The sequence below is a fragment of the Ornithinimicrobium tianjinense genome, from assembly GCF_014636495.1.
Taxonomy (GTDB): Bacteria; Actinomycetota; Actinomycetes; order Actinomycetales; family Dermatophilaceae; genus Ornithinicoccus; species Ornithinicoccus tianjinensis.
Window position 1 is genome coordinate 1,467,473 of the sequence record NZ_BMEM01000001.1, and the last position, 12,005, is coordinate 1,479,477.

At 71.7% G+C, this 12,005-nt stretch carries 12 protein-coding genes; 3 read left to right on the forward strand and 9 right to left on the reverse strand.

The window, feature by feature from the left end:
- The first annotated feature begins 20 nt into the window (after positions 1–20).
- On the forward strand, positions 21–896 hold the full coding sequence (locus IEV65_RS06880) for a D-hexose-6-phosphate mutarotase (protein WP_188429019.1): 876 nt from the start codon (positions 21–23) through the stop codon (positions 894–896).
- On the forward strand, positions 893–2,377 hold the full coding sequence (locus IEV65_RS06885) for an AI-2E family transporter (RefSeq protein WP_188429022.1): 1,485 nt from the start codon (positions 893–895) through the stop codon (positions 2,375–2,377). Before IEV65_RS06880 ends, IEV65_RS06885 begins: the two co-directional genes overlap by 4 nt.
- Positions 2,378–2,437: 60 nt before the next feature.
- On the opposite strand, the gene IEV65_RS06890 is transcribed toward IEV65_RS06885, so the two are convergent.
- Positions 2,438–2,623, reverse strand: a complete 186-nt coding sequence (locus IEV65_RS06890; RefSeq protein ID WP_188429024.1) for a CsbD family protein — start codon at positions 2,621–2,623, stop codon at positions 2,438–2,440.
- 97 nt (positions 2,624–2,720) lie between these two features.
- Here IEV65_RS06890 and IEV65_RS06895 point away from each other — a divergent pair, with 97 nt between their 5' ends.
- The gene (locus tag IEV65_RS06895; RefSeq protein ID WP_188429026.1) at positions 2,721–4,112 is read left to right on the forward strand and encodes an MFS transporter; all 1,392 of its coding nucleotides are present in this window, start codon (positions 2,721–2,723) and stop codon (positions 4,110–4,112) included.
- Between the two features lie 85 nt (positions 4,113–4,197).
- On the opposite strand, the gene IEV65_RS06900 is transcribed toward IEV65_RS06895, so the two are convergent.
- From IEV65_RS06900 to kdd, 8 genes are all read right to left on the reverse strand, one after another.
- Positions 4,198–4,554 (reverse strand): RNA polymerase-binding protein RbpA, encoded by a 357-nt coding sequence (locus IEV65_RS06900; protein WP_188429028.1) that lies wholly within the window; start codon positions 4,552–4,554, stop codon positions 4,198–4,200.
- A 242-nt stretch (positions 4,555–4,796) separates the two neighbouring features.
- A complete protein-coding gene (locus tag IEV65_RS06905; RefSeq protein ID WP_229734983.1) occupies positions 4,797–5,333 on the reverse strand; it encodes an FxsA family protein in 537 nt (178 codons plus the stop codon).
- Complete coding sequence (locus tag IEV65_RS06910; RefSeq protein WP_229734985.1) at positions 5,330–6,133, reverse strand: polyprenol monophosphomannose synthase; 804 nt, start codon at positions 6,131–6,133, stop codon at positions 5,330–5,332. The genes IEV65_RS06905 and IEV65_RS06910 overlap by 4 nt, the downstream gene beginning before the upstream one ends.
- Positions 6,134–6,174: 41 nt before the next feature.
- Positions 6,175–7,689: an apolipoprotein N-acyltransferase gene (gene lnt / locus IEV65_RS06915; RefSeq protein ID WP_188429030.1), complete on the reverse strand. Its 1,515-nt coding sequence runs from the start codon at positions 7,687–7,689 to the stop codon at positions 6,175–6,177.
- A gap of 326 nt (positions 7,690–8,015) precedes the next feature.
- Complete coding sequence (kal, locus tag IEV65_RS06920) at positions 8,016–8,459, reverse strand: 3-aminobutyryl-CoA ammonia lyase (RefSeq protein WP_229734987.1); 444 nt, start codon at positions 8,457–8,459, stop codon at positions 8,016–8,018.
- Positions 8,456–9,271: a lysine 5,6-aminomutase subunit beta gene (kamE, locus tag IEV65_RS06925; protein WP_188429032.1), complete on the reverse strand. Its 816-nt coding sequence runs from the start codon at positions 9,269–9,271 to the stop codon at positions 8,456–8,458. The genes kal and kamE overlap by 4 nt, the downstream gene beginning before the upstream one ends.
- A complete protein-coding gene (kamD, locus tag IEV65_RS06930; protein WP_188429034.1) occupies positions 9,268–10,887 on the reverse strand; it encodes a lysine 5,6-aminomutase subunit alpha in 1,620 nt (539 codons plus the stop codon). Before kamD ends, kamE begins: the two co-directional genes overlap by 4 nt.
- Entirely contained in the window at positions 10,884–11,963 is a 1,080-nt protein-coding gene (kdd, locus tag IEV65_RS06935; RefSeq protein WP_188429036.1) for an L-erythro-3,5-diaminohexanoate dehydrogenase, read from the reverse strand. Before kdd ends, kamD begins: the two co-directional genes overlap by 4 nt.
- Positions 11,964–12,005: the final 42 nt, after the last annotated feature.

Consider the following 12,005-nt stretch of genomic DNA (forward strand, 5'->3'; position numbering starts at 1 on the left):
GCGACGCCTAGCCTGAGGGCATGACCACGCTGACTCCCCTCGTCCACGAGCGAGACGGTCACCGGCTCGTGGCCTACGACCACGGCGCGCACCTGGCGGAGTGGCGGGTGGACGGGCACCCGGTGGTGTGGCTCAGCCCGCACGCGGTGCTCGACGGCAGCGCTGCGATCCGTGGCGGGGTCCCCCTCTGCTTTCCCTGGTTCGGCGCCGGCCCGGAAGGAGACCGCTCCCCCAGCCACGGCCTGGTCCGCACGGTGAGCTGGCACCAGGACGAGACGGACGGCGAGGAGGTCTGGGCCTGGACCCTCAGCTCCGAGGAGCTGGACGGAGAGACCGGGGCTGAGCACCTCGAGGGACCCTTCGACCTGAGGTATGCCGTGAGCCTGCTCCCCCGCAGCGCCGCGGGGGCATTCCTGCGGCTCGAGCTCACCGTGACCAACCCCTCCCCCGTGCCGCTGCACGTCGAGGCGGCGCTGCACTCCTACCTGGCTGTGGCCGACGTGCGCACCGTCCGCGTGGAGGGTCTGGACGGGGCTGCCTATCTGGACAAGGTCAGCGGCACCCGACACGTGCAGGACGGCGATGTCACGCTGCACGCGGAGACCGACCGGGTCTACGACACCGACGCTGCGGCCGGCCTGGTGGTCCTGGACGACGGGCGCGCGCTGACGGTGCAGCCCGAGGGCGCGACGCAGGTCGTCGTCTGGAACCCCTGGGAGACGAAGGCTGCCCGGATGACCGACCTGCCCGAGGACGCCTGGCACAGGTTCGTGTGCGTGGAGGCCGCTGCGACGGGGTGCCGGGGGCTCGTCGTGCAGCCGCTGGGGTCCACGAGACTGGCGTGCACGATCGGCGTGAGCACGGTCTCCGACGGTGAGAGGCTGAGCGCTCCATGAGCGAAGACACCACGCCACGGCTCGGCGCGAGCGACCAGCCGGATGCCCACGACGCCGACGAACGCACGGACGGCCAGCTCGGCCTCGGTGACCACCAGCACCCGGCCGACGGCAGCCACGGGGTCGACCGGGGGCGGCTGATCCTCGACGGCCTGCGCGGCGCCGCCGCCTGGGCGTGGCGCTTCCTGCTGGTGATGGCCGCCCTCTATGTCCTGTTCTACGTCGTGGGCAAGCTGTGGGTGGGCGTCCTGCCCGTGCTCCTGGCACTCCTGGTCTCCTCGGTGCTCTGGCCGCTGGTCACCTGGCTGCGTCGTCACGGCTGGCCCTCCGCCCTCGCGGCCGGTGTGGTCCTGCTGGTGTCGGTGGGCGCCTTCGTCGGGGTGCTCGCCGCGATCGCCCCGTCGATGATCGAGCAGGGGCAGATCATCGTGCGCCAAGCCGGCGAGGGCCTGCAGCTGCTGCGCGACTGGCTCGCCGCTCCGCCCCTGAACCTCCAGAGCGACCAGGTGAGCGCCTACGTCGACCAGGCGCAGGCGTGGCTGCAGGAGCAGGCCAGCCGCATCGCGCAGGGGGTGCTCTCGGGCGTCTCCACCGTGGGGTCGGTGCTCGTCACCTTCGTCATGATGCTGGTGATGACCTTCTTCATCCTCAAGGACGGCGCAGGGTTCGCGCCGCTGCTGCGCCGCTTCACCGGCCCCACCGCAGGCACCCACCTCACCGAGGCGCTGGCGAGGGTCTGGCGCACGCTGGGCGGGTTCATCAAGGCCCAGGCGATGGTGTCGTTCGTCGACGCCGTCTTCATCGGGATCGGTCTGCTGCTGCTGGGCATCCCGATGGCGTTCGCGCTGGCGATCATCACCTTCTTCGCCGGCTTCATCCCGATCGTGGGCGCGGTCGCGGCCGGGGCCCTGGCGGTCCTCGTCGCGCTCGTCTCCAAGGGCTTCGTCACCGCGCTGTGGGTGCTGCTCATCGTGCTGGCGGTGCAGCAGCTGGAGGGCAACGTCCTCTCCCCCATGCTCCAGAGCAAGGCCCTGGACCTGCACCCGGCGCTGGTCATCATCGTCGTCGCTGCCGGCGGCACCCGGTGGGGCATCGTGGGTGCCTTTCTCGCGGTGCCGATCACCGCTGCGGTGGTCACCCTCATCCGCTACGCCAGCGAGCACCTTGACCTCCGCACCGGCGAGATCCAGGCGTCGCAGGTCCACAACCTGACACCGGAGGGCGACCTGGCCGCCGCACGCGCCGAGAGCGAGGCGCCGATCTTCCGGCTGAGGGCCCAGCAGGCCTTCGAGCAGGCCGAGGGCGAACGCGGGCAGGCCCGTCAGGCTCTCGGGTCGCGCACCGGCGAGCTGGCCCAGACGCTCCGCGACCGGCTCCTCAACCCGATCCTGCGTCGCGGGGACGCTGCCGAGCCGACCGACGCTGCCGATCCCGACGCCGTCGCACTCGACGAGGACGCTCCGGACGAGAGGTCCCGCTGACACGCGTCGAGGGCCGCAGCTCGGAGGTGAGCTGCAGCCCTCGACGGGTCCCGGTGAAGGTCAGCGGTCGGTCGCGTCCTTCCAGGCGTCCTTGGCATGCTCGCCAGCCTGCTTCACGTCGGCCTCGACCTGGTCCGCGACGCCCTCGGCCTGGAGCCGCTCGTTGTCGGTGGCGTCACCGACACCTTCCTTGGTCTTGCCCATGGCTTCCTGGGCTGCGTTGGAGATCTTGTCGCCGAGTCCCATGTCCTTCTCCCTCCGTCGGTGGGTGATGATCTCTCCACTGTTCGACGCTCCCGGGTGGCGCGCAACCTGAACCGCCCGCGTGTGCGACAGTCCTCCCATGACTTCCGCGACGAGCGTGGTGCGGGCCGACGCCGCGGCCGAGCGCACCACCGCCCACCAGCGTGCCTGGGGCTGGTACGACTGGGCCAACTCCGCATACGTGACGACCACCGGCGCCGTCCTCATCAGCCCCTACCTCACCGCCCTGGCGCGGGCCGACGTCTGCCCCGGCCTGGAGTCGGGCGAGACCTGCGACGCCGACCTGTCGATCCTGGGCCTGCCGGTCGCGGTGGGGGCTCTCGCCCCCTACACCATCACCGTCGCCACCATCCTCTCCGCGGTCGTCCTGCTCTTCGTCGGCGCGATCGCGGACCGACACCCGCGGCCGGTCCGGCTGCTGGGGGGCCTGGCGTGGACCGGCGCGGCGGCGGCGTCCCTGATGTTCTTCCTCCAGGGCAGCAACTGGCAGCTCGGCGTGGTGCTCGTCGTCGTCGCCAACCTGTGCTTCGGCGCTTCCACCGTCGTCTACGACGCGCTCCTCAACCGGATCGCCCACCCGGACGACCGTGACAAGGTCTCCTCCCGCGCGTGGGCCCTGGGCTATCTCGGCGGAGGCCTGCTGCTTGCCCTCAACCTGGGTCTCATGACCGCGCACGAGAGCCTGGGCCTGTCCTACGGTATGGCGATCCGGCTCTCCCTGCTCTCGGCCGGGCTGTGGTGGGCCGGCTTCACGCTGATCCCGGTCCTCGGCCTGCGCCGGATCCGCGGGACCACGGCGACCCCGGTGGACCGGCGCGCCGGCATCGTGGGCGGCACCCTGGTGCAGCTGCGTGACACGTTCCGGGAGCTGCGCAGCTACCCGCAGACGCTGATGTTCCTGCTGGCCTACCTCTTCTTCAACGACGGGATGCAGACCGTCATCGCCTCGTCCAGCCTCTACGGGATCGAGCAGCTCGGTTTCAGGACCGAGCAGATGATGATCACCTTCCTGGTCGTGCAGTTCGTGGCCTTCGGCGGTGCCCTTCTCTTCGGCGCCGTCGCGGGCCGGCTGGGCGCCAAGCGGACCGTCCTGGGGGGCATCGTCATGTGGACGCTCGTCGTGGCCTTCGCCTTCTTCGTCCCGCGTGGCGCGTTCACGACCTGGCTGCTCTGCGCGGTCCTGATCGGCATGGTGATGGGCGGCACCCAGGCGCTGTCGAGATCGCTCTACTCCCAGCTCGTCCCCCAGGGGCGTGAGTCGGAGTTCTTCAGCTTCTACCAGGCGATGGAGCGTGGGACGAGCTGGTTCGGCACGCTGGCCTTCGGCCTCATGTTCCAGCTCACCGGTTCCTACCGCCCCGCGATCCTGGTGACCATCCTCTTCTTCGTGCTCGGCGGGCTCATCCTCACGCGCGTCCGCGTCCGCGAGGGCATCGCCGCCGCCGGCAACGAGCAGCCGCGGATCGTCTGAGGCCAGGAACCACAGGCGTGGCGGACGAAAGGAGGGCCCGGACCTGCGCGAGCAGGTCCGGGCCCTCCTTCGAGGCCGTCGTGGATCAGGCGGTGCGCTTGCGCGGCTTCTCGCCGCGGCTGGTGCGCAGCAGGTCGAGGCGCTCCTCCAGGAGCTCCTCGAGCTCGGGGATGGAGCGGCGCTCCAGCAGCATGTCCCAGTGGGTGCGCTGGGGCTTGGTGGCCTTGACCTCCGGCTCGGGCCCGTCGACCAGCTTCGCGTCCAGACCGCAGCGGCACTCCCAGAGGGAGGGGATCTCGGCCTCGACGGAGAACGGCAGCTCGCTGATGTGGCCGTCGGGGCACACGTAGCGCGTGATCGTTCGCTCGCTGAACGTCACACCCTCGTCGCTCTCGAAGGACAGCCAGCTCAGGTTGGTGCCGCGGAGGGACCTTTCAGCCATGGTTTCTCCCCTCGTGCTGTGGACACGATGAAATCTTGTCGGTCAGGAAACGTGACTCTTGGTGACAACGCGTCGGTCCGACGCACTGTTCCCGCCCCTGGATCACGGCCTGACAGGTGCTCACGGTCACGGACGCGCGGCATCGACGGTGGCACGTCGAAAGAGGGGGTGTCGATCAATGCTAGCGGGGATCGGCCCCGATGGCTACTCCGGCAGATCGCGTGTGATATCGGTGGTGGCTCTCAGCGGTCCAGCGACGGCGGCGCTGTCGGCGTGGTGCCGGGCGGGGGCGTGTGCGAGATGACCTCGCCCTCGATGACGTCACCGCGTCCCGTGGGCCGCCGGGCGCCTGTGGTCGGTGCACCGACCGCAGCCAGCACCCGCGCGGCGACCACCGTCTGCAGGAGCCGACGAGCGACAGGGCGGGTGAACGGCAGCACCAGCAGGACACCCACCACATCGGTGAGGAACCCGGGCAGGAGGAGCAGGACACCGCCCACCATCACGATGATCGCGTCGGTGGCCTCGTCGGTCGGCATCCGGCCGGATCGCATCGACGCCTGCAGGGCGCGGAAGGTCCGGCCGGTCTCGCGTCGGGCCAGCCACGCTCCCAGCACCGCCATGACGAGGAGCAGGAGCAGCGTCCAGCCGAGGCCGATCGCCTGGCCCACCATGACCAGGAGCACGATCTCCACGACCGGCAGGAGCAGGAGCCCGGCAAGGACCCAGCGCAGCGTCAGGGTGCGTCGTCGGGGCGAGGTGGTCGGGTCAGCGGTCACGGTGTCTCCTCCAGGTGGTGCCACCTCCCAGAACGCCCCAGCCCGCCCAGGCGTTCCCGCAGCTGGCGGCTGCGCCGCTCCAGCGCCCACACCCCGACGCGCACCGCAGCCTCGCGGACGATGGCGTCGTCCATCTTCGAGGTGCCGACCTCCCGCTCCACGAACGCGACCGGCACCTCGACGACCCGCAGCCCACGCTCGAGCGCCCGGAGCGTCAGGTCGACCTGGAAGCAGTAGCCCTGCGAGGCGACCTGGTCGGTGTCCATCTGCTGCAGGGCGCTCAGCCGGTAGACGCGATAGCCCGCCGTCGCGTCGTGCACCGGGATGCCCAGGGCGATCCGCGCGTAGGTGTTCGCCCCGACCGACAGCACCCTCCGGTGCACCGGCCAGTTGTGCACCGACCCCCCGGGGACCCACCGGGAGCCGATCACCACGTCGGCGCCCGCCTCGGCGGCCGCCAGCAGGCTGGGCAGCTGCTCAGGCTGGTGGGAGCCGTCGGCGTCGATCTCGACGACCGCGTCATATCCCCGCTCCCCCGCCCACCGGAAGCCCGCCAGGTAGGCCGGGCCGAGGCCCTCCTTGCCCGCCCTGTGCAGGACGCGCACCTGCGGGTCCGTGGCCGCCAGCCGGTCGGCGAGCGCGCCGGTGCCGTCGGGGCTGTTGTCGTCCAGGACGAGGACGTCTGCCTGCGGCACCGCGGCCCGGATCCGTTCGACGATCATCTCGAGATTGCCCACCTCGTTGTACGTCGGGACGCAGACGCAGATCCGCTCGAGGGAGCGCGGCACGGAGGACTTCACCGCCCGAGCCTAACCGTCGCCCGGCCGGTCTCCCGTCCGGTCTACCGACCCCGTCGGACGACAGCCACGACCAGGGCGCCCGCCACGAGGAGGGCCGCCGCGGGCGCGACCCAGGGACCGACCACGACGGCCGGCGTGACCGCCGTCCGCAGCGGCAGCCGCCCCTCGAGGAGGTCCTGGGTGTAGAGCTCGCTCCGCCCGTGCACCACCCCGTCCGGGGTGATGAGCCCCGAGACGCCGACGTTGCTGATGTGCACGACCGAGCGGCCGAGCTCGACGGCGCGCACGCGCGAGGCGGCCAGGTGCTGGACCGACTGGTCACCCTCGCCGAACCAGGCGTTGCTCGTGGGCACGACGAGCAGCTGGGCGCCGCCACGCACGACGTCTCTCATGGCCGGGTCCACGACCACCTCGAAGCAGATGCCCAGACCGAGGCGGACGACTCTGCCGTCACGCAGCGGGACGTCCATCACGCCCGGCTCGGTGCCGGGCACGAAGTCGGTGATCCGGTCGACCCACGGGCTGAGCCGGCGCATGATCGGCCGCAGCGGCATGACCTCCCCGAAGGGCGCGAGGTACACCTTGGAGTAGACCTCGTCGACGCCCCTGTCGGGCAGGTAGCTCACGACCACGTTCTGCGGCGCGTCACCGCCCCGGCGCGAGGTGGCTCCCACCAGCACCGGCGAGCCGACGGCGTCGACCGCGGCCATGATGCGGGAGGTCGCCTCGGGGCTCCGGTCCGGCCGCAGCGGGTCGAGGTCGCTGGCCCCCTCGGGCCACACGACGAGGTCCGGGTATGGCGAGGCGCCGGCCCGCACCTCCGTCGCCAGGTCCTGGGTCATGTCGGTGTAGCGCCGCAGCATGGTGCCGCGCTCAGCCGTGAGAGTCCGGGTGAAACCGTCGGGGATGTCGCCCTGGACGGCGGCGACCGTGAGAGGCTCCCCGTCCGTCGGGCGGGGCACGAGGACGGGCGCGACGACGAGCACCAGCGCGGCGACCGCCGCGGCCAGCGACCTGCCGCGGTGCGCGATGGCTGGCGCCAGCGCCCGCTGGGCGGCGACGGCGACCAGCCCGCCGGCCAGGGCCACCAGGAAGCCCAGCCCGGGCACCCCCACGATGCTCGCGGCGCCGAGGAGGGGCGAGTCAGCCTGGCTGAACCCCAGCCGGGCCCAGGGGAAGCCGCCGAAGGGTGACACCGAGCGGCCCCACTCCATGAGCACCCACGCGGCCGCGCCGACGACCGGGCGCACTTCTCCCCCACGCTGCAGCAGGGCCAGCAGCCCGCCGAGCATCGCGGGGTAGAGCGCGGACACGAACGACATCGCGAGCCAGGCGGGGGCCCCGGCGTAGGTGCCGGCCCAGGTGAACATGGGCCCGTACCAGGCCAGCCCGAGGAGGAGCCCGGCGAGCAGACCGGTGCGGACGGCTGCGCCAGCGGTGGCGAGCGCGAGCGCGGCGCAGCCGATCACGGCCAGCGGCCACACGTCATACCCCGGGAAGGCGAAGAGGAGGGCGAGACCGCCGCACAGCGCGAGGAGCAGTCGGTGGGGCAGCACGGCCCAAGGCTACGACGTGCGTCCCCCACCCCGGCGCACGTCTGCCAGGGGTGAGCCGGGCCCCGGCACCTTTGGGGCCAGACCCGGGACGGCTGGGAGCCGCCACGGTTCTGTTGTCTACTCAGTGCTCGGGGCCTCGGCAAACCCCTGGCGACACAGACTTGCGTCTGCGGACCACACGAACGCTAGGAAGTCTGAGCGGCACCTGTCAACCGCCCCTGACCAGCGTGGACGCCGAACGGCGCAGGTCAGACGGGGTAAATCTTCAGCAACGATTTCCTGACCTCCCGGCGTGTCTCTCGCGACACGCCGAGACGGTCAGGGGGTCAGGCCCTCGGAGGGACGACGACGGTGCCCCGTGCCGTGGTCGCCACGAGCGACGGTTCCAGGACGTCGGCGGCCGAGACCCCCCGGCCGGCGTCGCCACGGGCGACCACCCGGACCTCGAAGGCCATCTCGCGGCTGCGCGAGCCCACCCGCACCAGCGTGGCGCTCACCTCCAGGCAGTCGCCCGCGCGGACCGGCGCGAGGAACTGGACGTCGCTGTAGGAGGCGAAGAGTCCCTCGTCGCCGTCGGTGCGGATGCACAGCTCGGTGGCCACGTCGCCGAACAGGCCGAGGCTGTAGGCCCCGTCGACGAGGTTGCCGGCGTAGTGGGCGTGGGAGTAGGGGACGTAGCGCGAGTGGGTCACCCCCATCCCGACCGCTGCGGGGCTGGTGGCCGGGATCTGCCCGGCGTGGTCGGCGGGCGGCTGCTCGACGGTGCTCATGCGCTCTTCCTCTCGGGACGGGCCTGACGGGTCGGACGGCGGGGGGAGGTCAGCTCGTGGACGAGGTAGGAGGCGACCTCGCCCGGGGTGGTGCCCTTGCCGAAGATGCGGTCGACACCGAGGGTGGCGGCCGAGCCCTCCTCGAAGCGGGGGCCGCCCGCGATGAGCAGCGGCACCTCGCCCGCCGGGTAGGCCTCCCGGAAGGCGGCCGACATCTGCGTGGTGTTGTGGATGTGCGCGTCGCGCTGCGTGACGACCTGCGACACCAGCACAGCGTCGGCCCGGTGCTCGCGCGCCGCCTCGACCAGCTCGGGGACGAGGACCTGGGCGCCGAGGTTGACGACGGTGATCTCGGAGTAGTACTCCAGACCCTTCTCGCCCGCGAAGCCCTTGATGTTGAGGATCGCGTCGATGCCGACGGTGTGCGCGTCGGTGCCGATGCAGGCGCCCACGACGACGAGCGGTCGCTGGAGCTGCTTCTTGATCGCGGCGTTGACCTCCTTGGCCGACAGCAGCGGGAAGTCGCGCTCGACGACCTGGACCTTGTCCAGCTCGACCAGGTGCGTGACGCTGCCGTAGACGACGAAGAAGGTGTGGTCCGGACCCATGCCCTTGGCGTGAACGAGCAGCGCCGGCGAGAGCCCCATCTTGGCGGCCAGCTGCAGCGCGGCGCCCTCCGCCCGCTTGTCGTGCGGGACCGGCAGGGTGAAGGAGACCTGCACCATGCCGTCGCCGGTCATGTCGCCGTAGGGGCGGATCACGCTCGGACGGGCCTGGGCCTCGCCGAGGTCAGGGGTATGCGGTGCGCTCACTTCGCGCCCTCCTCCAGCAGGGTGATGGCCGGGTTGTCGTAGTCGTCGGCGCGGCGGGCGACGCCCTCCAGGCCCTTGCCCTTGTCGGCCGGACGCTTCATCAGGCCGAAGGTGCCGTCCGCGATCGCCTCGAGCAGCGGCGTCGACGTGCCGGCGGACACCTTCCCGTGCTCGTGGCTCGTGATCTGCTCGAGCAGGTCGACCGCCTCCGAGAGCACCTGGCGCGCGCGGGTCTGGATGAAGCCGTCACGCGGCGGGTGGAAGTCCTCCGTCAGGCCGCCGGCGGCGCGCTGCACGTAGCGGACGTTCTGCAGCGCCAGGTCGCGGTCGGAGAGCCACGGCGTCACGACCGCCTCGGTCATCATGCCGACGAGCAGGATCGACTGTCCGGTCATCGCTCCGACGAGGTTGAAGAAGCCGTCCAGCAGGTAGCCCCGGAAGATGTCGCCGGTCATGTGCTTGGTCGGGGGCATCCACTTCAGCGGCGCCTCGGGGAAGAGCTGGCGCGCCAGGAGCGCGTGGGCCAGCTCCATCCGGAAGGAGTCGTCCACCTCGGGGTTGATCTCGAAGGCGTGCCCCAGGCCCAGCTGCCAGTCCTCCAGGCCGGCCTCCTTGCCGAAGTACTCGTTCATCAGCTGGGAGACGGTCACCGTGTGCGCCGCCTCGACGGCGTCGGCGGTGGTGAGGTAGTTGTCCTCGCCGGTGTTGATGATGATGCCCGCGCGCGCGTGGATCTGGCGCGAGAAGCGCTGGTCCACGAAGGTGCGGATCGGGTTGATGTCGCGGAAGAGGATGCCGTACATGGAGTCGTTGAGCATCATGTCCAGGCGCTCGAGGCCGGCCAACGTCGCGATCTCCGGCATGCACAGGCCGGAGGCGTAGTTGGTCAGCCGCACGTAGCGGCCCAGCTCCTTGCTCACGTCGTCGAGGGCCGCCCGCATGAGCCGGAAGTTCTCCTGCGTCGCGTAGGTGCCGGCGAAGCCCTCGCGGGTCGCACCCTCGGGCACGTAGTCGAGGAGGGACTGGCCCGTCGAGCGGATGACCGCGATGATGTCGGCCCCCTCGCGGGCGGCGGCCTGCGCCTGCGGGATGTCCTCGTAGATGTCGCCGGTGGCGACGATGAGGTAGATCCAGGGGCGACGCTCGGGGTCGCCGTGCCTGGCGATGAGCCGGTCACGGGCGGCGCGCTGGCGGTCGATCTTCTGCAGGCCCGGACGCACCGCGGCCCTGGCGGCCCGGCGGGCGGCGCTGAGCTCGCCCTTCTTCTCGGGCATGCGGAAGCTGACGGCTCCGGCCGAGGCCTTCTGCGCCAGGGTCAGCAGGTCGGGCGCCTCCTCGCGACGGAGGGCGTCCCACACGGGTGTGGTGACGCCGTGCTCCAGGCCCACCTGGTCGCGGACCGCGTCGACCAGGTGGTTGACCCACGGCACGCGCTCGTGGTCGGCGCCCGCGAGCCCGGCCAGGCGCAGGGTGGCCCGCTCGACGGAGACGGTGGTGTGGCTGCGGGTCATCTCCACGACCGGCTCGCCGAGACGCTCGGCGAGCTTGCGCGCCTTGCGGACGACCCCGGGGTCCAGGTCCAGCTTGGGCGGCGGGGCGACGGTGGTCGGGCTCACGCGGAGGTCCTCTCGTGGTCGAGGCGGTCCTGGAAGAGGGCGCGCACGGCGTCGTCGGAGCGCAGCAGCGACAGCGCGTAGTCGGCGTGGCCGGGGGTGTACCCGGTGCCGACGAGCATCGTCACGTCCGCGGCCAGGCCCTCGGCGCCCAGTGCGGCGGCGGCGAAGTTGGTGGCCATCGAGAAGTAGATCACCGTCCCGCCCTGGGCGGTGATCATGATCGCGGGCTGCTCGCACCCTGGGACGTCGACGCAGACCACCGTGAGGTCGACCGGGCCGCCGGCGGCCCGCACGGCGGACTCCAGCGCGAGCGGCGCGCGGGCGTCCGCGACGACGATCTCGTCGGCCAGGCCGGTGCCGCGGAGCAGCTCGGCCTCCCGCTCGAACGGCACGACCGCGATGCACGTCCCGGCCCCCGCCTCCTTGGCGGCGGCGAGGGAGAGCGAGCCGGACTTGCCCGCGCCCCCGAGGACGGCGACGGACGGGAGGTGCCCGCGCTCGACATACCCCTGGACGACCCGGCGCACCAGCGCCGGCGCGCCGCAGACGTCCATGACCATGAGGGCGAGCTCGGGGTCGAGGTCCTCGGGCAGCACCGCGGCGATGGAACGACCGAAGAGGATCGCGTGACCGGCGGCGGGCACCCGCTCCCCCATCCCGTCCCAGCGCTCCAGACCGTCGGTGATCTGCAGCGGGGTGAGCGAGAGGGAGACCAGCGTGGCGACGCGGTCGCCGACCTTCAGGCCCAGCGGGCTGTCCGGCCCGACCTCGGCCACCGTGCCGATGAGCATGCCGCCCGACCCGGTGACCGGGTTCTGCATCTTGCCGCGCTCGGCGACGATGGCCAGCACCTCGTCACGGACCGCAGCACCGTCCACGGCACCGTCTGTCGTGTGCTTCTCGCGCAGCTGGCGGTAGGACGCGGCGTCGAGGTTGAGGACCTCCACGTCGATCCGGACCTCGTCGGGCGCCAGGACCGGCGACGGGTCGAGGCGGCGCGCCGCCTGCGGCAGGGTCACGGCATCACCGGAAGGCTCCAGCACCCGGTGCACCCCGAACGGCGAGTGGGTCGTCATACCCGTCATCTGTCCTCTCATATCGCGGTTTCGCAAAACATC

What these genes read in the sequence shown, in the direction of transcription:
- IEV65_RS06900 (WP_188429028.1), bottom strand. Translation starts at nt 4,554, where the DNA reads ATGGCTGAAAGGTCCCTCCGCGGCACCAACCTGAGCTGGCTGTCCTTC.
- IEV65_RS06880 (WP_188429019.1), top strand. Translation starts at nt 21, where the DNA reads ATGACCACGCTGACTCCCCTCGTCCACGAGCGAGACGGTCACCGGCTC.
- IEV65_RS06890 (WP_188429024.1), bottom strand. Translation starts at nt 2,623, where the DNA reads ATGGGACTCGGCGACAAGATCTCCAACGCAGCCCAGGAAGCCATGGGC.
- IEV65_RS06885 (WP_188429022.1), top strand. Translation starts at nt 893, where the DNA reads ATGAGCGAAGACACCACGCCACGGCTCGGCGCGAGCGACCAGCCGGAT.
- kal (WP_229734987.1), bottom strand. Translation starts at nt 8,459, where the DNA reads ATGAGCACCGTCGAGCAGCCGCCCGCCGACCACGCCGGGCAGATCCCG.
- kdd (WP_188429036.1), bottom strand. Translation starts at nt 11,963, where the DNA reads ATGACGACCCACTCGCCGTTCGGGGTGCACCGGGTGCTGGAGCCTTCC.
- IEV65_RS06895 (WP_188429026.1), top strand. Translation starts at nt 2,721, where the DNA reads ATGACTTCCGCGACGAGCGTGGTGCGGGCCGACGCCGCGGCCGAGCGC.